Raw genomic sequence first — 21,807 nt, forward strand, 5'->3', positions numbered from 1 at the left:
ATAATGCGGATATAGCTGAATATCGAAAATCGAAGAAAGATCGAGTATGTTATAGTCCATTTTAAACCGCTATTTGCGGCCCAGAGAGGAATTTCCGCGGCTGAAAGAAATTCCAAATGAAGGATAACAGAAGGCTAATCTGGAGTGCAGCCAAACCCTGCCGTTTTGCCCCGTTACCGGCACCCAAAGAGAAAGGCGTTTATTGCCTTTAATCAGGGTGGTACCGCGAGCAAGCCTCTCGTCCCTGTCCGGGATGGGGGCTTTTTTGCGTCCGGGCGGTTTTCGGTTTTCATCATTGTAAGGAGGTTTTTGCATGAAAAAAAGATCAAGTGCTGAAATCCGCAGCATGTTTTTGGAGTTTTTTAAAGGAAAAGGGCATAAAGTGGAACCAAGCGCTTCCCTGATCCCTGTCAATGACCCGTCACTGCTTTGGATCAACAGCGGCGTGGCGACCTTAAAAAAATATTTTGACGGGACGATCATCCCGGAAAATCCACGTATTGTGAACGCGCAAAAAGCAATCCGCACAAACGATATTGAAAATGTCGGGAAAACGGCGCGCCACCATACGTTTTTTGAAATGCTCGGGAATTTTTCGATCGGGGATTATTTCCGAGAAGAAGCCATTACCTGGGCGTGGGAACTTTTAACCTCGGAAAAATGGTTTGGTATGCCGAAAGAAAAGCTGTATGTGACCGTATATCCGGACGACAAGGATTCGTATGACTGCTGGATCAAAGTTGGGGTATCTCCGGACCATATTATTCCGTTGGAAGGAAATTTCTGGGAAATCGGCGAAGGCCCATCCGGACCGGACACGGAAATTTTCTTTGACCGCGGGGAAAAATACGATCCTGAAAACGTAGGCATCAGGTTGCTGCAGGAAGACATAGAGAATGACCGGTATATCGAAATTTGGAATATCGTGCTTTCCCAGTTCAATGCAATTCCTGGGATTCCGCGCAGCGAGTATCCTGAACTGCCGAAGAAAAACATTGATACCGGTATGGGGCTTGAGCGTATGGCTTGCGTGCTTCAGGGTGTCGACACGAACTATGACAGTGACTTGTTTATGCCGATTATCGAAAAAGTCGAAAAAATTTCAGGCAAAAAATACCGGGCCGGCAACAAGCAGGACGATACGGCCTTTAAAGTGATCGCCGACCATATCCGCACGGTTGCGTTTGCGGTTGCGGACGGGGCGCTGCCGTCGAATGAAGGCCGCGGGTATGTGTTGCGAAGGCTTTTGCGCCGGGCGGTCCGTTATGCTATCCAATTGGATATCCACGGGGCATTTATGTACAAGCTTGTGCCGACGGTCGGCCGCATCATGAACTCCTATTATCCGGAAGTCGAGAAAAACGCCGACTTTGTGCAAAAGGTGGTCCGCTCCGAAGAAGAACGCTTCCAGGAAACGCTGAACGAAGGCCTGGCTATTTTAGAAGAACGCCTTGCGGAAGCGAAGAAAAACGGCTTAAAACAACTTCCGGGCGAAGACATTTTCCGCCTGTACGACACATATGGATTCCCGGTTGAGCTGACAGAAGAATATGCGCAGGATCAGGGCCTTGAAGTCGACCATGAAGGTTTTGAAAGAGAAATGGAACGGCAACGCGAACGTGCACGAAATGCCCGCTCACAAGCAGAGTCGATGTCCGTGCAGGGAGGCGTGCTCGGCGATATCAAGGTAGAAAGCGAATTTATCGGTTACGGCCAATTGCAGGGAACGGCGCATGTGGCTGTGCTCCTGAAAGGCGGAGAAATCGTTGAATCTGCACAGGCAGGCGATGAAATCCAGTTTATTTTGGACAAAACGCCGTTTTATGCCGAAAGCGGGGGCCAGATTGCGGATGAAGGAATTTTAACGGCTGAAGACTTGGAAGTCCAAGTTAAAAATGTGCAAAAAGCTCCGAACGGGCAAAATCTGCACCAAGGTGTTGTCATCTCCGGAACGATCACAGCCGGCCAGGAAGTATTTGCGCAAGTAAATGAAGCGGAACGGCGCAATACGGAAAAGAACCATTCCGCAACGCACCTTTTGCACCAGGCATTAAAAGATGTGCTCGGCAAGCATGTCAACCAGGCCGGATCGCTCGTTGAACCGGGGCGCCTGCGTTTTGACTTCTCACATTTCGGCCAGGTGACGGAAGAAGAACTGGAAAAAATCGAAACAATTGTGAATGAAAAAATTTGGGCAAGCCTGCCGGTGACAACTGAATTGAAAAAGCTGGACGAAGCAAAGGCAATGGGCGCAATGGCATTGTTCGGCGAGAAATACGGCGATATTGTCCGCGTTGTTGCGATGGGCGGCTACAGCCTTGAACTTTGCGGCGGCTGCCACGTTTCCAACACAGCCCAAATCGGGTTGTTCAAAATCGTGTCCGAATCCGGGATCGGCGCCGGCACAAGGCGGATTGAAGCGGTCACCGGGAAGGCTGCATACGAGCTGATGCAGGGCCAGATCCATCTTTTAAAAGAAGTAAGCGGTAAATTGAAAGTAAAACCGGCTGAGCTGGGCGGACGCATTGATACGCTCCTGCATGAACTGAAAGAACTGCAGCGTGAAAATGAATCTCTGTCCACAAAACTCGCCAACATTGAAGCGGGTTCGCTGGTGGATCGCGCGAAAGAAGTGGACGGAGTCAAAGTGCTGGCTGCGAAAGTCCAGGATGGGGATATGAACCAATTGCGGAACATGGCCGATGATTTGAAACAGAAGCTGGGAAGCGGCATTATCGTTCTCGCTGCCGCCCACGAAGGCAAAGTGAATATCATTGCGGGCGTGACAAAAGATCTCGTAGAGAAAGGTTACCATGCCGGGAAACTTGTCAAAGAAATGGCATCGCGTTGCGGCGGGGGCGGCGGCGGCCGTCCGGATATGGCGCAAGCGGGCGGAAAACAGCCGGAAAAAATCGATGCTGCATTACAATTTGTAGACGAATGGGTAAAATCCGTTTGATTCGCGCGAAAAGTAGTGTACAATGGAAAAAAGCCTGTTGTTTACACGAAAAAAGTTTTTGGACGGAAAACGGAAATGCACCTTCGAAACTAGTGTAAACCGCATTTTTTCATGCAAACAAAGCCAAGCTCTATAAGAGAGGTGCTGCTTGATGAGCTCATTCGATAAAACGATGAGATTTAATTTCCCGGAAGAACCGATGGAACATGAGGTAAAGGAAGTTTTGCTGCATGTATACAACGCATTGCAGGAAAAAGGCTACAACCCGATCAACCAGATTGTCGGCTACTTATTGTCAGGCGATCCGGCTTATATCCCGCGCCATCAGGATGCCCGCAATATGATCCGTAAACTGGAGCGGGACGAAATTATTGAGGAATTGGTGAAATCTTATTTGAAACAGCATCGCGGGGGATCGAATTGAAAATCATGGGCCTTGACGTTGGTTCCAAAACTGTCGGTGTGGCGGTCAGCGATGAACTGGGATGGACGGCCCAGGGCATTGAGACGATCACCATTGACGAAGAAAAAGGGAAGTTTGGTTTCGACAGGGTTGCGGAACTGGCCAACATCCACGGCGTTGAAAAAATTGTCGTCGGATTCCCGAAAAATATGAACAATACGATCGGCCCGAGGGCAGAGGCGTCAAAAGCATATGCCGAAGAATTAAAAAAGCGGCTGAACCTGCCTGTTATTTTGTGGGACGAACGTTTAAGCACAATGGCGGCGGAAAGAATATTACTGGAAGCCGATGTCAGCAGAAAGAAAAGGAAAAAAGTAATCGATAAAATGGCAGCAAGCGTAATTCTGCAAGGATTCCTTGACAGCCAAAATATAATGAGGTGACGAAATGGCGCATAACCATGAACATGATCATGAAGGACATCAGCATATTACGGTTGTAGATGATGACGGCAATGAGCAATTGTACGAGGTACTTTTCACATTTGAATCCGAAGAGTTCGGAAAATCTTACGTCCTGTATTATCCAGTCGGGGCGGAAGAAGATGAGGACGAAAGCATCGAGATCCACGCATCTGCTTATGTTGAAAGGGAAGACGGCACGGAAGGCGACCTCCAGCCAATCGAAACCGAAGAAGAATGGGATATGATCGAGGAAATGCTTAATACTTTCCTCGCCGAAGAAGAGGAAGAATAATATTTGGATTGAAAAATGGGGGTGTCCCAAAAGTCGGTAGATTGACCAGGGGGCACCCCCTTTTTTTATGTAAGGTAATGTTATCCCGTTATCCAAGAATGTTGATGATCGAAAAATTCACTCGCTTTCCGCACGCGTCGCGAGCCTCCTCGCTCGTCCCTCAAGCACACTGGGTCTCTTCTTGCTCGCTTTTCCCGCAGGAGTCTCGTGAATTTCGCGATCATCAACGAGTCATATACAGAGAAAATGCAAAAAAACCGCCTTTTCCATTATAATGCACTGTGCATTTTTTGGTTTGTAATGGGTGAACCCGTGCAGTTGGAAACGGCCATTTGAAAAGAAAATGAAATAAAACTTGACGAAAAATGTAGTATAATGGACAAGAAAAAAGTCGAAAATGACTACCTAAACTTCAGATTTTTCTTTATGAGAGGAAGGTTCTGTTTTGGACGGAAACAAAAATCCGTTTCAATGGCTGATCCAAAAGATCAGGCAAAAACCGAAAATATCCATTACAGCAGGTATTGTGCTGATTGCCGTTCTTTTGTTCGGCGGGACGGGCCTTTATTACCAGTCAGCTTTGAAACCGGCAGATCCCCAAAACCATAAAACAAAGCTGGTTACCATCCCGCCGGGCTCTAACGTAAAAGATATCGGGCAAATCTTAAAAAAACACGGCATTATTCAAAACGGCTATGTGTTCGCGATATATGCCAAATCCCATAATCAGTCCGGTTTCAAGGCGGGCACATACAAAATGGCCCCGTCGATGGGGATGGATGAAATTATCCGCAGCCTGCAAAAAGGCGGGATCGCTGCAATCCGGTTTACAGTGCCAGAGGGGGCCAACCTGAACCAGATTGCCGGCATCATCAGCAAACATAGTTCTTTCAGTTCCAAAACCGTTTTACAAAAAGCGGATGACCCGAAATTTATCCAGAGATTGATGAAAAAATATCCGGGTCTTTTGACAAAGGATATTTTAAACAAGCAAATCAAACATCCGCTTGAAGGGTATTTTTTTCCGGCAACCTATTCTTTTTATAATCAAGATGTGACACTTGACGCGGTATTGGAAAGCATGGTGGCGAAAACGAATGAAGTTCTTGCCAAGTACGCGGAACAAACGGCAAAAAAGCATTTAACCCCGCACAGGCTTCTTACCATGGCATCACTCATCGAGGAAGAAGCGACCGAAAAAGCGGACAGGGAGAAAATTTCAAGCGTTTTTTACAACCGATTAAAGTAAAACATGCCGCTTCAGACGGATCCGACTGTGTTGTATGCGCTCAACCGGCATAAAGAAAAAGTTACGTATAAAGATTTGCGGGTAAATTCACCATATAACACTTACAGGCATAAAGGGCTGCCGCCAGGCCCTATTGCAAGCCCCGGGGAACAATCGATTAAAGCTGCGTTGAATCCTGAAAAAACCGATTACCTCTATTTCTTGGCAAATATCAAAACAGGAAAGGTCTATTTTGCAAAAACGCTCAAAGAACATAATGCTTTGAAAGAAAAATATATTGCGAAGGCAAAACCATAAAAGGTTCGCTTTCCCAGGGAAAATATGCTACGATAATAAGCGGAATTTTGCATGGCAGTTAGGAGAACGATATGGAAGGAACGAATTTTTTCCGGGGGTTCAAGGGATGAACAGCCCGGTCGAAGCATACATTCAATCGCTTTTTCGTAAAAAAAATGCACTCTTTGAAGAAATGGAACGATTCGCGAAAGAACAGCATATTCCGATTATGGAGCCGCTTGGCATCGAAACGCTTTGCCAAGTGTTAAGAATCCAGCAGCCGCGAAAAATCCTTGAAATCGGAACGGCGATCGGATATTCGGCACTCAGGATGGCGGATGCGCTGCCGGATGCGGAAATCATTACGATTGAACGGGAGAAAGGGCGGTATGATCAAGCTTCTGATTATTTTTCCCGTACGCCTTTATCCGGGCGAATCCGCCTATTAAATGGGGATGCGCTTGACGGGGAGATCATTGAACAAGTCCGGGCGCTCGGTCCGTATGGCGCCATTTTTATTGATGCGGCCAAAGGGCAGTACCGGAAATTTTTTGATACGTACACCCCGTTCTTACGCGAAAACGGATGTGTTTACACCGATAATGTGCTTTTTAAGGGCCTCGTTGCGGAAACGTTCATCGAAAAGAAACAGGTTAACAATCTTGTCCGGAAAATCAGGCAGTACAACGAATGGTTAATGCAACATGAACAATTTATCACCACGATTTTCCCCGTTGGAGATGGATTGGCAGTCAGTGTAAAGAGGTGAAGGAAGCATGGAACGCAAACCGGCCGTGATCGGTGTTGCCGGGGGCTCCGGTTCGGGAAAGACGAGCGTCACCCGCGCGATTTACGAAAGCTTAAAAGAACATTCGATCTTGGTGCTTGAACAGGATTATTACTACAAGGACCAAAGCCATCTCCCGTTCGAAGAAAGATTGAAAACGAATTATGACCATCCGTTTGCGTTCGACAATGACTTGTTGATCGAACATTTGCATAAGCTGCTCCGCTACGAGCCGATCGAAAAACCTGTTTATGATTATTCGAGGCACACGCGTTCAAACCGCACGATCCATGTCGAACCAAAAGATGTCATCATTTTGGAAGGCATTTTGGTATTGGAAGACGAAAGATTGCGCAACTTAATGGATATCAAATTGTATGTCGATACCGACGCCGATTTGCGGATTATCCGGCGGCTGCAGCGCGATATCGAAGAGCGGGGGCGGACGCTGCAATCTGTTATTGAGCAGTATATCACCGTTGTCAGGCCGATGCACAACCAGTTCATTGAGCCGACAAAAAGGTATGCGGATGTCATCATCCCGGAAGGCGGACAGAACCGCGTCGCAATCGATTTGGTGGTGACAAAATTGCAATCCATTCTTGAACAAAAGTCTTTTTTGTAATACGATGATTTAGAATACAAGTTTAGCGCGCCGGAATGGTTTCGGCGCGCTAAACCACATGGAAAAGGACGGGGCTTTGTGCGAATCGCCGCGTGCATACACATATTGATAAATAAGACATATAGGAGTGAAGGGATTTGGCTCAGGAAAAAGTTTATCCAATGACACAGGCTGGGAAAGAAAAATTAGAGCAGGAATTGGAATATTTGAAAACGGTAAAACGGAAAGAAGTCGTGGAGCGGATTAAAATTGCAAGAAGTTTCGGAGACCTTTCTGAAAACTCTGAGTACGATTCCGCAAAAGAAGAACAGGCTTTTGTGGAAGGCCGTATCACGACGATCGAAAATATGATCCGCAACGCAAAAATTATTGAAGATGACGGCACAGATACCGTATCTCTCGGAAAATCTGTCACATTTGTGGAACTGCCGGACGGGGAAGAGGAAACGTATACGATTGTCGGGAGCGCGGAAGCCGACCCGTTTGAAGGAAAAATTTCAAATGATTCCCCAATTGCGAAAAGCTTAATCGGGAAAAGCGTCGGGGAAGAAGTCACCGTCCAGACGCCCGGCGGGGATATGAGAGTAAAAATCATTTCCATTAAATAAAGGATTTTTATGCGGCGGGGCATTGCTTCGCCGTTTTTCAATAGGTGAATCTTTTCGATTCCAAAAAGACATGGTATGATAAGGTCATGAAATGGAGGGATGACTTTGCCTGAATATTACAGCCGTGAAGAACGGAAACTTGCCATGCAAAAGTCAAAGCGGCGCAAAACCAATATGATTTTAAACACATTAATTGTGATCGTGATCGCGCTGATTTGTATTGTCGCCTACTCCATTTTTTTCGCCGGGAGCGACAACAGCAAACCGGCAAACGATCAAAAAAAGGCGGCCACAACGAATGCTGCTTCGGCTCATAAACAAACATCATCAACTGATTCTTCCAAGAAAAAAACAGCGGAAAAATCAGATAAAAAACAGTCAACCCGGAAAGTGGTAAAAAGCAGTGAACCGAATGTAAAAGAAGTCATTACCGATTCAAGCTGGAAACCGGTCGGGACGGAACAAACGGGCGGGCATGTTTATTCAAGCAGCTCGTCTTCGATTGATTGGAAAGAAAAATTAAAGGCATTGTCTTACGCAACCGGTATTCCGGAAGATAATATGACGGTCTGGTTTTTGGAACACGGGGCGACAACGGATGAAGCGATCGGGACTGTTTCCGCGAAAAACAGCCCGACTACCTACCGCGTTTATTTAACATGGGTGGACGGCAAAGGCTGGAAACCGGTAAAAATATATGAACTGATTGAGAATGATAAAAAATAAGCGGGATCTGTCACCGCTTATTTTTTCAGCGCAAAATGGACAACGGCCGAATAATGGGGCCTGCCGTTCGCATCGAACTGCATTTGGTGCGAGGCGGATGATACGCGCAGCATCAAAGCTTTATTGGCTTCGATTTTTTCATTTACTTTTTTCTCCAGGTCCCGGAGGCTGTCCGATTCGAAAAATTCTATTTTATCCTCAATGATATCAAGTTGGAATTCCATATTCAATACACTCCTTTCACCAAATCCATCGTACCAGAACGAAATTTTTTAGCAACCCGTATTAACATCCCTATGTGTCAAGCTTTTCTCGACATCGTTTAAAAATCAGTAATTTCCAGACACACTCGTATAATAAGTTTCGATCCTATTAAATGAGTCAATTTCCAATTGAATGATTGTTCTTTGACAAGTGAATCTTTGATGTTTTCGGGGCGAGCCCCGAAAACATCAATTTGGGACTTGGGCGTTTCGTGATGTTCCTAGATAATGGTCTTAGGATCATTTGGTTTAACGTTGAGAACACTCTGTAGCTTTGACTACTTAAAAAGTCTGCGTCCTCAGGTTTTTGCCCGACCTTCTAACCCGTAGGCTGTTCCTCCGGTGAACACTTTTTGTACGCTTTTGGCTACCGCACTTTGCTTGTTTCCCTGGATAAGGGCAATCCAAAAAGCCTTTAAACCGTGCATATGGGGTACCCCTTTTTGATGATCGCGAAATTTACTCGCTTTCCGCAAGCGTCGCGAGCCTCCTTGCTCGTTCCTCAAGCACACTGGGTCTCTTCTTGCTCGCTTTTCCCGCAGGAGTCTCAGAAATTAGCGATCATTATATATCCTCAGCTTTTTATAGGATGTTAGGACTGCCCCTTATCCAGGTGAAGATATGACAACCTAAAAATCTTGCTTAAATTCCCTATTGTTGATTGAATGCTCATATACAGGCTTATAGATCCCTGTTTTGCCCCGATTGATGGGCGTGTTGGCTGTTTTAATAGTTGGGCGTATCTTACAGTTTGTTTCATTTCACGCTGCTTTCTTGTTTGGTGTTTCAGATAAGCATTTCTTAATGTCCGGTTGAGCATTCCTTGTTTAATTTTTACCATGGCTTCTCCGCCTACTTTGCTCCAATGCATCCCCCGTTTTTTCATCCGGAATGAGATGTGCCTTTGGTTGGATTCTATCGCCCCCAGCCCTCTGGCACCGACCGGCACATTTTCCACTTTCTCTCTCCAGTCAAAAATGCGGTCCCAGTTCTTTGGGATATAAGTACGGAACTCCTTGACTTTTTTGAGATGCTTCTCATCCACCAATGTGCTTTCATAGGTGTCTAAATACAGTGTGAACTTCTCTAAATCGTGGTCTTTTATATTTCACTTTTTCCGCCCCTGAATGTCCTCACTAAGGCTTGTGCGACATGGTATGCATCCAGTTGGTTGAGTACCGGAAACTCCGACTGTGAAAAGCTGTTTGGAACCTCTCTGCTGTATACCCTGTTAATATTTTCCATGGAAAGGCCTGTCTCTAGATGTACTCGCCTACCAGCGTACATTTCAATGATAAAGTGTTTCCCTATTTTTTCCCACACTTTAATCCCCGAGAAAAATTTTACACATACAAACATCCCGATTTTTGCTTTATAATGGGAAGTGAAAATTTTTGCGAAAGAGGTAGGCATATGAAGATTGGGATTATCGGGGCAATGGAAGAAGAAGTGGCGCTTTTAAGGGGGCAGATTAAAGGGCGCCACGCCGAAACCATCGCCGGCTATGAATATACAACAGGGAAAATGAAAGGAAAAGATGTCGTCCTGCTCCGCTCAGGAATCGGAAAAGTGAATGCCGCGCTGTCCACCGGCATCCTGCTGCAAAAGTATGCGCCGGATGTGGTGATTAACACGGGCTCTGCGGGCGGTTCCAACCCTTCCCTGCGTGTCGGAGATGTCGTCATTTCGACGGAAGTGCGCCACCATGATGTGGATGCGACCGTTTTCGGGTATGAATACGGGCAGGTGCCGCAAATGCCGCCTGCATTTTTGGCAGACAGGAATTTGGTAAAGGTTGCGGAAGCGTGTGCGGAGAAACTTTCCGGCATTCAAGTCGTAACAGGGCTAATCGCAACAGGCGATTCGTTTATGGATGACCCGGAAAAAGTCGCAGCTGTCAAAAAAGCTTTTCCAGACGTGCAGGCGGTTGAGATGGAAGCCGTTGCGGTCGGGCAGGTTGCCTATCAATTTAATACGCCTTTTGTTATCATCCGTTCACTTTCTGATATTGCCGGACAGGAGTCCAATATTTCTTTTGAAGAATATCTTGAAACCGCGGCTGTGAACTCGGCAAACCTTGTCATGGGCATTGTGGAGAAACTGTAATTATCCATGTTTTTTCTTCCCTTCCTTCAATTACTTGTCTTTTTTAAGTTTAATCTGTGATAAAGTAGGTATAGCAGATTAATAGAAAGGATGAAGACGAGTGGAGAAAGCGAAGGCCTTGTACGGAAAAATGGTGGATTTTAAGTTGTTTGGGATTATTCTGCTTGCTGTGACAGGCTTTTTATATTTGGGCGCCGTGATGCCGATCGAAGGGAAATCCGAACTCGGGACAAAAATTTTATTGGTCGCATCCGCCGCTCTCGTTGCCATCTCTGCATTGTTTTTCACCATCTCGCGCATGTATTACCAGCGCCTGATGAAAAGCGAAGAAGGCATGCAACTACTCCATCGGAAATACAACCGCAAATAAGTTGGAGAAGGCCGTGCCTTTGTATTTGGACGGATATTGTCGGTACGTACACTGTGTACAAGAGCAACTTTTTCACCGTACATCCCCTCCTAGTTTTCTTCTATTTACCCTCATTATAAGTGAAAAATCGCACATTGCCGTCCTGTATACAAGGGTTTCAGCCTTTTTTATTTTATTGCAAATATACGGTTTACAAACCGGCAGGAATTGGATATACTTTCCTATGTAAGCAAATTCATTTCTTAAGGAGGTTGTAGAACATGATTTATCCAGTGCTGATGTCTTATTTTACAGCTGAACATGTTCAACATTCGCTCCTTAACGGTTTAGGTTTGCACATGATTTGAATCTCGGCCGCGTAACCGCAGGAAGCAATGTTGACGATTCCTGCGGCTTTTTGCTTTTTTCGGAAAACCGCAGGCGCGTTTCTTCCTGCGGTTTTTTTGCGCCTTAAAGGAGGTGGGGAAATTGACGTTGAATTTAATATTTGTCACTGTCACGATCAAGCGGATAAAAAAGACTCGGGAACAAAGGCAACATGATGAAGAAGTTTTCAGGCTGTACGAGGAAATAAGTGCAAAACGCGCCGAATTTCAAATCAGGAATTTCTAATGGATGGAAAAACTTCCACAAGAAAGGAGAAAGATCCTATGATTCCAGCAATCATGCCCTGGTATACAAAACGCTTGCACTTTATCTTGATAGAGAAAGACTCCACCTAGCTAAATCTATTTGCAGGGGGTGGCGGAATGTTTTTGCACATTTTCATCTTCACCGCCGTTTTCCACTGGCGGAAAAAGAAAAGCTGATGGCCTTGGCCATCAGCTTTTTCTAAATATGCAGGGAAAAGCCGTATTGTATTTAAAGCATACAAAAAAAGGGAGCGTTTCAAGGGTGGTGGAAAGAATGTCTCTGATCGGTGTCGAAGAATCTCTAACAAATGCAATGGATGAGCTCTACGAAAAAGGTTATGACGAGAAAGCATTTCAGAATGAGGAAAATGCGCAAGGTGTGACTGTTATGTCGGAACCGGCGGAAACGACAATGTAGTGGGAATAGAAAATGCGTCTGAACCCTGTCCAATCATTGATGCAGAAAGTTTTTCAGCGGATGGATTCATCAAAAAAGTTGTAAGCAAATTGCAGCAGCCTTGAAGGATTTGGGGAAATTACCGGGCCTCTTTTTTATAGGGAAGGATCCCGATAGTTGCAATGATTGCGGAAAAAGCAAATACATGATGGTTTATCAATTGAAAAATATTTTCAATTGGAGAATGATAGACAAGCGGTCATTTTTCCAGAATTTCAATTACCAGGCTTATTTTTCAATTCAACAGAGTAGACGTCAGCAAAAATGCCCAAAATGCAATATTACAAATATAAAAATCGTTGGTTTATGACTATTTCAGCCGGATTCCGGAAACGATAAAATTGCTCAAGAGAAAACCGGGTGTTATTGCTTGACAAAAAATTAATTCCATATAATAATTTATATAGAATTAAAATGATTATTGTTTGCTTAGAAACTTTAATGTGAATACTAAGCAAGCAAATCATATATCAAAACATTAATAGGAGGAATGAAACATGTCTCTTATCGGAAAACAAGTTGAACCATTCACAGCACAAGCATTTCATAACGGTGAGTTTGTAGAAGTTACCGAACAAAACTTTAAAGGTAAATGGAGCATCGTATGCTTCTATCCTGCAGACTTCTCATTTGTTTGCCCAACCGAACTTGAAGACCTCCAAGAACAATATCCGGCTCTGAAAGACCTTGGTGTTGAAGTATATTCTGTTTCAACAGATACTCATTATGTACACAAAGCATGGCATGACCATTCAGAAGCAGTCGGTAAAATTGAATACTTTATGATCGGCGACCCTTCGCAAAAAATTTGCCGCATTTTCGATATATTAAATGAAGAAGCCGGCCTTGCCGACCGCGGTACTTTCCTCATCGATCCGGACGGCGTTGTTCAAGCGGTTGAAATTAATGCTGACGGTATCGGCCGCGATGCCAGCACATGGATCAATAAAGTGAAAGCGGCACAATATGTCCGTCAACATCCTGGCGAAGTTTGCCCGGCAAAATGGCAGGAAGGTGCTGAAACACTGAAACCAAGCCTTGATCTTGTTGGCAAGATTTGAGGAGCTTGATCATATGATATTAGATGAAGAAATTAAAGCACAATTAGCCCAGTACCTGCAAATGATGGAGGGCGATGTCCTGCTCAAAGTGAGCGCCGGCTCCGATGAAGCATCCCGCAACATGCTGGATCTGGTGAATGAATTGGCTGCAATGTCGCCCAGGATCAAGGTGCAAAAAGCCCGATTGGAAAGGACGCCGAGCTTCAGTGTAAACCGTCCGGGCGAAGATACCGGCATCACTTTTGCCGGCGTTCCATTGGGGCATGAGTTTACTTCATTGGTACTGGCGCTGCTGCAGGTCAGCGGCCGTCCTCCAAAATTGGATCAGAGGGTCATTGATCAAATTAAAAATATTAAAGGTGAATACCATTTTGAAACGTATGTCAGCTTGACATGCCAAAACTGCCCTGTTGTTGTACAGGCGCTAAACGTCATGAGCGTTCTGAACCCGAACATTACACATACAATGATTGATGGCGCTGCATTCAAAGAAGAGGCAGAAAGCAAGGGCATTATGGCAGTTCCGTCCATTTTCCTGAACGGTGAATTTTTCGAAAGCGGGCGCATGGAAGTGGAAGAAATCCTTGCCAAGATCGGCAGCGCTCCGGATAAGTCCGAGTTTGAAAATAAGGATCCTTTCGATGTGCTTGTTGTCGGCGGCGGGCCTGCAGGGGCAAGTGCGGCTATTTATGCTGCGCGTAAGGGCATCCGTACTGGCATTGTCGCTGAACGTTTTGGCGGACAGATTCTGGAAACATTGGGCATCGAAAATTATATCGGTGTCAAATATACGGAAGGCCCTAAACTTGCAGCAAACCTTGAAGAACATGTCAAACAGTATGACGTGGATATCATGAATTTGCAACACGCCAAACGTTTGGAAAAGAAAGACATGATCGAAGTCGAACTTGAAAACGGTGCTGTTCTGAAGAGCAAAACCGTTATTCTTGCTTTGGGTGCCCGCTGGCGCAACATAGGCGTACCGGGTGAAGCAGAGTTCAAGAACAAAGGCGTGGCCTACTGCCCGCACTGTGACGGTCCGTTATTCGCCGGAAAACATGTCGCTGTCATCGGCGGAGGTAACTCCGGTGTTGAAGCGGCTATTGACCTTGCCGGTGTTGTCAAACATGTCACGGTGATTGAATTTATGCCGGAGCTGAAGGCTGACGGCGTACTTCTTGAACGCCTGTACAGCCTGCCGAATGTCACGATAATTAAAAATGCGCAAACAAAAGAGATTACCGGGACGGATAAAGTGAATGGCATCACGTACATTGATCGTGGCACGGGCAAAGAACACCACATTGAGCTGGAAGGTGTGTTCGTCCAAATCGGCCTTGTCCCGAATACCGAATGGTTGGGGGATACGGTTGAACGCACCCCGAGAGGCGAAATTGTTGTGGACAAGCTCGGCGCTACTAGTGTCCCGGGCGTATTTGCTGCAGGCGACTGCACGAACAGTGCGTATAAGCAAATTATCATTTCTATGGGGTCAGGCGCTACGGCTGCCCTCGGCGCGTTTGATTACCTTATTCGGGAAGCTAAAACAGACCAGGCAGTGCATAACTAAATCATATTTGTAAGCCGCTTGACGGTGATTTGGTCGTTAAGCGGCTTTTTTAGTGCCGTTTACCGGAAGCCGGGAACCATGGTGAACAATATTAACCTTGCCGCCTTTTCACCCGGACAGACACAAATCCGCTTCCAAATTCATATGTTTGAACTATATAGGCTGTAGCCTAATGGAGGTGGAACTATGACGGGTATCTTAACAGCGGTAGGTTACTTGATGAAGGAGCTAGTTTTTTTCGTATCGTACGTTAAAAACAATGCTTTTCCGCAGCCCCTCTCGGCCGTTGAAGAACGGAAATATTTAAAATTGATGGCAGAGGGAGACGCAGAAGCCCGAAACATTTTGATCGAACATAACTTACGGTTGGTGGCCCATATCGTAAAAAAGTTCGAGAACACCGGGGAAGATGCCGAAGATCTCATTTCCATCGGGACCATCGGCCTGATTAAAGCGATCGAGAGCTATTCGGAGAGCAAGGGAACGAAGCTTGCTACCTATGCGGCTCGCTGTATAGAAAATGAAATCCTGATGCATTTAAGGGCCTTAAAGAAAACAAAAAAAGACGTTTCCTTGCACGACCCGATCGGCCAGGATAAAGAAGGCAATGAAATTTCTTTGATTGACGTGCTGCAATCGGAAGCGGAAGATGTATTTGACACCATCCAGCTTAATATGGAATTAGAAAAAGTGAAGCAATTTTTTGATATTTTGGATGACCGGGAAAAAGAAGTCATTATTGGCAGATTCGGCCTTGATTTAAAAAAAGAAAAAACGCAGCGCGAAATCGCAAAGGAACTCGGCATTTCGAGAAGCTACGTGTCCCGGATTGAAAAGCGTGCCCTCATGAAAATGTTCCACGAATTTTACCGTCTCGAAAAAGAAAAAAAGAAAGGGACGGAAGGTTAAGCTGCAGTGAAAAAGGCACACTGCTTAGGATCAGGGCAGTGCGCCTTTTTCATATTTTTTTCATTTTAAATGGTGTGACCATGAGCACGGACAAAAGCAATATCCAGAAGAAAAAGCAGTACGGCGGGATATAAGGAATGGCATAGACTGCTGCAGCCAAAAGCACACCGGCAGCGGTAATCGGCAACCCGTAAAAATAACCGTTTTGTGCCGCTGTGTTAAAGCAGGCGAGCCGGATCACCCCGCATAGGAGATAAATGCAACTAAAAAGCACGCCGAAAAAACCGTATAGATGGAACAGCGCCGCATTCATCAGAACGGCCGGGGCAGCACCGAAAGAAACGGCATCGCAGAGCGAATCAAGCTGTTTGCCGAATTCGGATTCCACCTTCAGCCGACGTGCGAGTTTTCCATCAAACATGTCGAAAAGTGCAGCCAAAAAGATCAAAACGGCCGCCAACCCCAGCCTATTTCCGGCACAGCTGAACAATGCCGTTCCCCCGAGGTAGCCGTTCAGCAATGTCATCAGGTTGGCTGCCTGCATTTTGAATTTTTTTAAGACACGTGAATACCACCGATAAAGGCACAAATCTGCAATCCTCCCCACTACTGCCTTTTACATCATGCATATTCGCCCGGGGGGATTTTAGCACAAAAAAAACTGCCCCTTTAACAAAGGGCGATTGTTAAGACGACACTCTAATTTTATGTGTAAGGGACCTGCGTTCAATTTCCTTTTCAATGAGACGGACAAACTCGGGGCTTAATTTCAGTTCCTTTGCTTTATAGTATGATTCGATCAAAAGCTCATCTGACAATTTTAACATCAGCTCCACCTCCGAAAATCAACGTTCTATTTTTTTACCAACCGGCATATCCTTTTAGATATAGAGTTTGTACCCTTACTTTACCAAATTCAATCCTATGGAACAAGCGTTCTTTTATCCACAAAAGTATGTTTATAACTTGTGGGCAAATTGTTTATAATACAGGAAAAGCTATACATGCCATTGTGTGGACTGTGTATAATCTTATCCACAGCAAAAGAGAATAGTAGAAATTTGTCGAAAAATTTTTAGGAAGATTTTTGCGGAATCCTTTTTTAACATCGGTGAGAGCTGTATGGGACAAAAATATGTTCTTTTGTAAGGCATTTCGGGATAAAAGTGGATGCGAATTGTCTTTCAAGGCAGCGCTGAGAGACATTTAGGAGAAAAAAAGCCCAAACTGTCCTTCATAAAGGCAGTTCATCCGTTTCTCTATTACAAAAACGGCTTTAGAAACATAAAAAAATAAGGGCTGCAGTGTAACAGCCCCTAACAGCTCAAACTTTATGATCCGGCGCCAGGCCGCAAGCATACGTGCCTTTTTCAATTTGTATCGTGGTGTGTTCGATCCCGAATTTGTTGTGCAGTTCTTTTTCCAGTTTTTCAAGCAGTGCATCGTTGTCCTCAATTTGAGAGCGGACGATATGGGCGGTCAGCACTGCTTCCGTTGTACTCATGCCCCAAATATGCAAATCGTGGACATTTAAAACGGTCGGCATGTTTTCCAAATAGGCTTTGATTTCATCAGTATCAATGCCGGCAGGAACAGCATCAAGCGATAAATCGACGGCTTCGCGCAAAAGCCCCCAAGTTCCGGCAAAGATCACGGCGGCAATGAGAATGCTGACAACCGGGTCAAGCCATTCCCAGCCGGTAATAAGAATAATGGCGCCGGCAACGACGACGCCGAGTGAAACTAGTGCATCGGAAGCCATATGCAGGAATGCGCCGCGGATATTTAAGTCGTGTTCACGTCCCGACATAAACAGCAGTGCGGTTGCCGCGTTAATCACAATTCCAATGACGGCCACGATCATGACTGTTTTTCCCGCTACAGGCTGAGGATGGGCAAAGCGTTGTACGGCTTCGAGAAAAATCGCCCCGACTGCAATGAGCAAGATAATGGCATTCAAAAGCGCCGCCATTATTGATGATTTTTTATAGCCATATGTGCGCTTTTTTGTTGGAAGCTTTTTTCCCAACAAAACGGCTGCCCAGGCAATGATCAGGCCTAGCACATCGCTCAGATTGTGGCCCGCGTCAGCCAACAGGGCAAGGGAATCGGAGAAAAAGCCGTAAACTGCTTCAATGATAATAAAAACGGTATTGAGGCCGATGCCGGCAGCAAAGGCTTTGCCGTATCGGGCCGGATGATGGTGGTGGTGATGGTGTTCATGGCTGTTGGACATGCAATTAACTCCTTTTCATAGCGCTGTTCATATTGTCAATTTTCTGTGTTTCAAAGCCGAAAAAGTTGCGGGATCCAAATAAATGTCCGAATCGTTGATAAACTCATTATATGCGTATCTCCTTCGTTTGCAAAGAAACTTTTACAACACGGCAAATTTTCCGTCGGTTTTTCCCGTTGTGAAGTGTTAAAATGGAGATGGGCTTATACATAAAAAGATTGAAAGGAAGAGATGGGAATGCCGAATACCGAACATGTGGAAGAACATTTTCAGGCATCCGATACAGTTCGTGATATCGTCATCGGTATGTCGGACGGATTGACAGTCCCGTTTGCGCTTGCAGCAGGCCTGTCCGGCGCAGTGGATTCGCCGATGCTCGTTTTGGCGGCAGGGGCCGCTGAAATTGCGGCAGGGTCCATTGCGATGGGCCTCGGAGGCTATTTGGCGGCAAAATCGGATGCCGAGCATTACTATAATGAATTAAAAAGGGAATACCGTGAAGTGGAAGAAGTGCCGGACCGCGAAAAAGATGAAGTTCGCGACGTGTTCAAGGAATATGATCTCGAACCGGAACATATTGAAGCCATCGTCGATAAAATGGCAGAAAATCCGGATAAATGGGTTGATTTTATGATGAAATTCGAACTCGGGCTTGATAAACCCGAAAAAGGGCGCAGTTTAAAAAGTGCTTTTACGATTGCTTTATCTTATATCGTCGGCGGCCTAATCCCGCTCTCCCCGTATTTTTTTGTCACACATGCATCACAGGCGTTGCTCGTCTCCGTTATCATTACGCTTATTGTCCTGTTTATTTTCGGGGCGGTGAAAGGGCGTGTTACAGGTTCCCATCCGTATAAAAGCGGACTGGAAACGGTCATTATCGGCGGTTTGGCCGCTGCTGCCGCATTCGGGCTTGCAAGACTGCTGACAAAATAGCTGTTTTCCATCCGCTTCTGCCGGGCGGGAGGGTCTTTAACGTATTTTTGCTTTTCTTGGAGAAATAAGCTATAATATTAGCATCCTTTGTTCAAACGATAAGGCGATGGAGTTCGCCATAACCGCCTGCGGGCTGATGACTCCTGCTGATATGGATCTTCTTTTCATATTGGCAGGAGTTTTTTGATGCGGCGTGCAGCGCTTTTTCGATAAGATATTTTCGGAGGAGATAGTATGTTATATGTTTTAGTAGGCATTGCCGGCATCTTTGGTGCATTGGCGCGCTATGATTTAGGAATCTGGATCGGGATGCATGTCCATACGATTTTTCCGTTTGCGACGCTTTGCATTAATATGATCGGCTGTTTTCTGCTTGGATGGCTGACGATGCATATTTTTAAATCAAAAAATGTTCATCCATATATTGCGAGCGCACTCGGCACCGGCTTTGTCGGTTCTTTTACAACATTCTCGACTTTTAGCGTCGAAACGGTGCAGCTTTTCCAGCAGTCGCTTTATATTTATGCTGTTCTGTATATTTTCTGCAGTTTATTCGGCGGCCTCATGATGTCGTGGGCCGGATTTAAGATCGGGGCTAGACTGCATGCGCGGTCGAAAGCGCATCAGGTGCAGACTCAGGAAAATTAGAGGTGATGTTTCTATGGTCATGAATGGCATTTTTATTGCAATCGGCGCTTTTTTTGGGGCAATTTCCCGGTTTTCTCTTTCTCAATTGATCAAACGGATCTATCCGGTAAAATTTCCGGCTGCAACATTTTTTATTAACCTGTCGGGCTCTTTTCTGCTCGGCCTTCTGTTCGGCCTTGGCGCCGGCAGTTCATGGCGCCTGTTGCTTGGCACCGGCTTCATGGGGGCTTTTACGACCTTTTCCACTTTTAAACTTGAAAATATTCAGTTGCATGCTGAAAAACAATGGCGTATCCTTATCCCGTACCTGGCACTCAGTTATGTAATCGGGATTGCGATGGCGTTTCTCGGTATCATGCTCGGAGATTTCCTGGCCTGAAATGAAACTTTTGGACAGTCACTTCGTAATAATATAAGAAAAGCAATCAGTGGAATGATACTTTGTTAGCCGGCAGCCTGCTTTTTTAACCGGAGGGTGAAGGATATCCTTTTGAAAATTTTCGGTTTTTACAGGTATCCTTTTGCAATTCTGCAGAACGTACGAACAAAGAACAGGAGGAAGATGTATGAGAAAATCCATGCCATGGCTGGTCGTGGCCGCGATCCTGGTTATTCTCGTTATTGGTGTTTTTTCAAGTTATAACGGTTTTGTCAACGCAGAAGAAAACGTAAACCAATCTTATTCGCAAATTCAAAACCAGCTGCAAAGGCGGATGGACTTGATCCCGAACCTTGTAAACACAGTCAAAGGCTACGCTTTGCATGAAAAAGCTGTTATTGATGACATTTCGAAAGCACGTGCACAATTGGCCGGTGCAAAAACCCCAGCTGACCAAGCGGCGGCAAACGACCAGCTGAACACTGCTTTGAGCCGGCTGATGGTTGTCGTGGAAAATTATCCGGATTTGAAAGCAAACCAAAATTACACACAGCTGATGGATGAACTTGCCGGTACGGAAAACCGGCTCGCAGTTGCGCGCCAGGATTACAACAGCGCCGTCGCAACATATAACAAAAAGGTAAAAAGAATGCCCGGCGCAATTATTGCCAATCTGTTCGGTTTCCATGAAAAAGAATACTTTAAAGCAGAAACAAGCGCGAATGAAGCGCCAAAAGTTGATTTTGGGAACAGCAGTGGTCAGTGATGAAAAGAAGCGCGCTTATTACAGCCGTTTTTTTCACATGTCTGTTTGCTGTTTTCTCAATCGTTCCGCCGGCCAAAGCTGCGCCGAAGATACCCAAGCCGGTTGGGGACATATATGTTCAGGATTTTGCCGGTGTGCTGACAGACAGCCAGAAACAGAAACTGATCTCGCTTGGCAGGCAGCTGGATGATAAAACAAAAGCACAAGTCGCTGTTCTGACCGTGGACACGATCGGGAAGAATACGACAATTGAAACATTTTCCAATCAAGCTTTCCGCCAGTACGGGCTGGGCGACAAAAAAATGAACAATGGCGTGCTGATCGTATTGGCAGTGAAAGACAAAAAAATCAGAATCGAAGTCGGCTACGGCCTGGAAGGTGCGCTCCCGGACGGAAAAGTGGGCCGCATTCTCGACCAGTACGCGATGCCGTATCTGAAAGAAGGCAAGGAAGATGCAGCAGTTGTCAATACGTATAAAAAACTGGCCAATGAAACGGCGAAAGAATACAATGCAAATATTCAATCAAAACCGCAGGCGTATGAACCGCCGCCTACCAATCAGGCTTCCCCGCTTTCGTTCTGGAAGCAGGTTTTAATCGGCCTCGGGGTGCTTGTTCTGATTTTGATCGATTTCAAGTTTTTCGGCGGCACTTTGACTTATTTTCTGCTCAATATCCTCTCGATGTTCTTTCATGGCGGCGGGGGGAGAGGGGGAGGCAGCAAAGGCGGCGGCGGTTCTTCCGGCGGTGGGGGAGCAAGCCGGGGGTGGTAACTTTCAACACGGGGAAATTCGCTTCGTGTATTTTTTTGTCAAAGGAAAAAAGTTTCATGGTTTTGTCATTGGTTTTAGCCACTTTTGTCGAATATAAAGTGTAAGGATTTTATGGAAGATACGTGAAAAACCTTGCACTTGGCGGCCATTTCAATGTACAAAAAAACGGAATATCAGTTAACTTTCGTAGAAGATTTTTTTCTACCATTCGGCGGAAAATTAAATAAAGAAAATCGCTGGGTTCGCCTGGCTGAAGTTATTCCTTGGTGGAAAGCTGAAGAAAAGTACGCCAAGTCCTTTAAGAATAAATTA

General features: G+C 45.5%; 26 protein-coding genes, 3 pseudogenes and 1 riboswitch. Of the genes and pseudogenes, 24 read left to right on the plus strand and 5 right to left on the minus strand.

Annotated features, from left to right (window positions below; genetic code table 11):
* The first annotated feature begins 313 nt into the window (after window positions 1-313).
* From alaS to GBH70_RS01310, 9 genes and pseudogenes are all read left to right on the plus strand, one after another.
* Window positions 314-2,959, plus strand: coding sequence for an alanine--tRNA ligase (gene alaS, locus GBH70_RS01270; RefSeq protein ID WP_151679330.1), 2,646 nt, complete (start codon window positions 314-316; stop codon window positions 2,957-2,959).
* A gap of 151 nt (window positions 2,960-3,110) precedes the next feature.
* Window positions 3,111-3,383, plus strand: a complete 273-nt coding sequence (locus tag GBH70_RS01275; protein WP_151679331.1) for an IreB family regulatory phosphoprotein — start codon at window positions 3,111-3,113, stop codon at window positions 3,381-3,383.
* Window positions 3,380-3,805 carry a Holliday junction resolvase RuvX gene (gene ruvX, locus GBH70_RS01280; RefSeq protein ID WP_151679332.1) on the plus strand — a complete coding sequence of 142 codons (426 nt, stop codon included), beginning with the start codon at window positions 3,380-3,382 and terminating at the stop codon, window positions 3,803-3,805. The genes GBH70_RS01275 and ruvX overlap by 4 nt, the downstream gene beginning before the upstream one ends.
* 4 nt (window positions 3,806-3,809) lie before the next feature.
* Entirely contained in the window at window positions 3,810-4,118 is a 309-nt protein-coding gene (locus tag GBH70_RS01285) for a DUF1292 domain-containing protein (protein ID WP_151679333.1), read from the plus strand.
* A 445-nt stretch (window positions 4,119-4,563) separates the two neighbouring features.
* Window positions 4,564-5,664, plus strand: a pseudogene (gene mltG / locus GBH70_RS01290) (endolytic transglycosylase MltG).
* Window positions 5,665-5,770: 106 nt separating this feature from the next.
* A complete protein-coding gene (locus GBH70_RS01295; RefSeq protein ID WP_151679334.1) occupies window positions 5,771-6,412 on the plus strand; it encodes an O-methyltransferase in 642 nt (213 codons plus the stop codon).
* A gap of 7 nt (window positions 6,413-6,419) precedes the next feature.
* On the plus strand, window positions 6,420-7,055 hold the full coding sequence (gene udk / locus GBH70_RS01300) for a uridine kinase (RefSeq protein ID WP_151679335.1): 636 nt from the start codon (window positions 6,420-6,422) through the stop codon (window positions 7,053-7,055).
* A 137-nt stretch (window positions 7,056-7,192) separates the two neighbouring features.
* Entirely contained in the window at window positions 7,193-7,663 is a 471-nt protein-coding gene (gene greA / locus GBH70_RS01305; RefSeq protein ID WP_151679336.1) for a transcription elongation factor GreA, read from the plus strand.
* Window positions 7,664-7,762: 99 nt separating this feature from the next.
* On the plus strand, window positions 7,763-8,389 hold the full coding sequence (locus GBH70_RS01310; protein WP_253693311.1) for a DUF1510 family protein: 627 nt from the start codon (window positions 7,763-7,765) through the stop codon (window positions 8,387-8,389).
* Between the two features lie 17 nt (window positions 8,390-8,406).
* Here GBH70_RS01310 and GBH70_RS01315 read toward each other — a convergent pair whose 3' ends face one another.
* Together GBH70_RS01315 and GBH70_RS01320 are read right to left on the minus strand one after the other, a co-directional pair.
* Window positions 8,407-8,613, minus strand: coding sequence for a YrzA family protein (locus GBH70_RS01315; protein WP_151679338.1), 207 nt, complete (start codon window positions 8,611-8,613; stop codon window positions 8,407-8,409).
* 631 nt (window positions 8,614-9,244) lie between these two features.
* Window positions 9,245-9,881, minus strand: a pseudogene (locus GBH70_RS01320) (UPF0236 family transposase-like protein); the annotation flags it as partial.
* 184 nt (window positions 9,882-10,065) lie between these two features.
* Between GBH70_RS01320 and mtnN the strand changes: the two are divergent.
* From mtnN to sigK, 9 genes are all read left to right on the plus strand, one after another.
* Entirely contained in the window at window positions 10,066-10,758 is a 693-nt protein-coding gene (mtnN, locus tag GBH70_RS01325; RefSeq protein ID WP_151679339.1) for a 5'-methylthioadenosine/S-adenosylhomocysteine nucleosidase, read from the plus strand.
* 100 nt (window positions 10,759-10,858) lie between these two features.
* The gene (locus GBH70_RS01330) at window positions 10,859-11,128 is read left to right on the plus strand and encodes a YrhC family protein (protein ID WP_151679340.1); all 270 of its coding nucleotides are present in this window, start codon (window positions 10,859-10,861) and stop codon (window positions 11,126-11,128) included.
* A 459-nt stretch (window positions 11,129-11,587) separates the two neighbouring features.
* Window positions 11,588-11,740 (plus strand): YrzI family small protein, encoded by a 153-nt coding sequence (locus tag GBH70_RS01335; RefSeq protein ID WP_253693314.1) that lies wholly within the window; start codon window positions 11,588-11,590, stop codon window positions 11,738-11,740.
* Entirely contained in the window at window positions 11,703-11,963 is a 261-nt protein-coding gene (locus GBH70_RS01340; protein WP_151679342.1) for a hypothetical protein, read from the plus strand. The genes GBH70_RS01335 and GBH70_RS01340 overlap by 38 nt, the downstream gene beginning before the upstream one ends.
* Window positions 11,964-12,034: 71 nt before the next feature.
* Window positions 12,035-12,178 carry a hypothetical protein gene (locus GBH70_RS16600; RefSeq protein WP_172967430.1) on the plus strand — a complete coding sequence of 48 codons (144 nt, stop codon included), beginning with the start codon at window positions 12,035-12,037 and terminating at the stop codon, window positions 12,176-12,178.
* Entirely contained in the window at window positions 12,178-12,282 is a 105-nt protein-coding gene (locus tag GBH70_RS17725) for a hypothetical protein (RefSeq protein WP_151705813.1), read from the plus strand. Before GBH70_RS16600 ends, GBH70_RS17725 begins: the two co-directional genes overlap by 1 nt.
* A 432-nt stretch (window positions 12,283-12,714) precedes the next feature.
* A complete protein-coding gene (gene ahpC / locus GBH70_RS01350; RefSeq protein ID WP_151679343.1) occupies window positions 12,715-13,278 on the plus strand; it encodes an alkyl hydroperoxide reductase subunit C in 564 nt (187 codons plus the stop codon).
* A gap of 13 nt (window positions 13,279-13,291) precedes the next feature.
* Complete coding sequence (ahpF, locus tag GBH70_RS01355; protein ID WP_151679344.1) at window positions 13,292-14,848, plus strand: alkyl hydroperoxide reductase subunit F; 1,557 nt, start codon at window positions 13,292-13,294, stop codon at window positions 14,846-14,848.
* A 186-nt stretch (window positions 14,849-15,034) separates the two neighbouring features.
* Window positions 15,035-15,757 (plus strand): RNA polymerase sporulation sigma factor SigK, encoded by a 723-nt coding sequence (gene sigK / locus GBH70_RS01360; RefSeq protein ID WP_151679345.1) that lies wholly within the window; start codon window positions 15,035-15,037, stop codon window positions 15,755-15,757.
* A gap of 49 nt (window positions 15,758-15,806) precedes the next feature.
* Here the strand turns inward: sigK and pssA are convergent, their stop codons facing one another.
* The 3 genes from pssA to GBH70_RS01375 form a co-directional block, all read right to left on the minus strand.
* A complete protein-coding gene (pssA, locus tag GBH70_RS01365) occupies window positions 15,807-16,346 on the minus strand; it encodes a CDP-diacylglycerol--serine O-phosphatidyltransferase (RefSeq protein ID WP_371862158.1) in 540 nt (179 codons plus the stop codon).
* A 97-nt stretch (window positions 16,347-16,443) separates the two neighbouring features.
* Window positions 16,444-16,584, minus strand: a complete 141-nt coding sequence (locus tag GBH70_RS01370; protein ID WP_151679346.1) for a sporulation histidine kinase inhibitor Sda — start codon at window positions 16,582-16,584, stop codon at window positions 16,444-16,446.
* A 497-nt stretch (window positions 16,585-17,081) separates the two neighbouring features.
* On the minus strand, window positions 17,082-17,993 hold the full coding sequence (locus GBH70_RS01375) for a cation diffusion facilitator family transporter (RefSeq protein ID WP_151679347.1): 912 nt from the start codon (window positions 17,991-17,993) through the stop codon (window positions 17,082-17,084).
* 237 nt (window positions 17,994-18,230) lie between these two features.
* Here GBH70_RS01375 and GBH70_RS01380 point away from each other — a divergent pair, with 237 nt between their 5' ends.
* The 6 genes and pseudogenes from GBH70_RS01380 to GBH70_RS01405 all read left to right on the plus strand — a co-directional run.
* The gene (locus GBH70_RS01380) at window positions 18,231-18,929 is read left to right on the plus strand and encodes a VIT1/CCC1 transporter family protein (RefSeq protein ID WP_151679348.1); all 699 of its coding nucleotides are present in this window, start codon (window positions 18,231-18,233) and stop codon (window positions 18,927-18,929) included.
* A gap of 93 nt (window positions 18,930-19,022) precedes the next feature.
* A riboswitch (Fluoride riboswitch) is annotated at window positions 19,023-19,082 on the plus strand.
* Between the two features lie 81 nt (window positions 19,083-19,163).
* Entirely contained in the window at window positions 19,164-19,577 is a 414-nt protein-coding gene (gene crcB / locus GBH70_RS01385; RefSeq protein WP_151679349.1) for a fluoride efflux transporter CrcB, read from the plus strand.
* A 13-nt stretch (window positions 19,578-19,590) separates the two neighbouring features.
* The gene (gene crcB / locus GBH70_RS01390) at window positions 19,591-19,956 is read left to right on the plus strand and encodes a fluoride efflux transporter CrcB (RefSeq protein ID WP_151679350.1); all 366 of its coding nucleotides are present in this window, start codon (window positions 19,591-19,593) and stop codon (window positions 19,954-19,956) included.
* Window positions 19,957-20,143: 187 nt separating this feature from the next.
* Window positions 20,144-20,722, plus strand: coding sequence for a LemA family protein (locus GBH70_RS01395; RefSeq protein WP_151679351.1), 579 nt, complete (start codon window positions 20,144-20,146; stop codon window positions 20,720-20,722).
* Entirely contained in the window at window positions 20,722-21,495 is a 774-nt protein-coding gene (locus GBH70_RS01400) for a TPM domain-containing protein (protein WP_151679352.1), read from the plus strand. Before GBH70_RS01395 ends, GBH70_RS01400 begins: the two co-directional genes overlap by 1 nt.
* A gap of 153 nt (window positions 21,496-21,648) precedes the next feature.
* A pseudogene (locus GBH70_RS01405) lies at window positions 21,649-21,807 on the plus strand (IS5/IS1182 family transposase); the annotation flags it as partial.

It is taken from the genome of Weizmannia acidilactici (assembly GCF_008974225.1).
GTDB classification, from domain to species: domain Bacteria; phylum Bacillota; class Bacilli; order Bacillales; family Bacillaceae_C; genus Weizmannia; species Weizmannia acidilactici.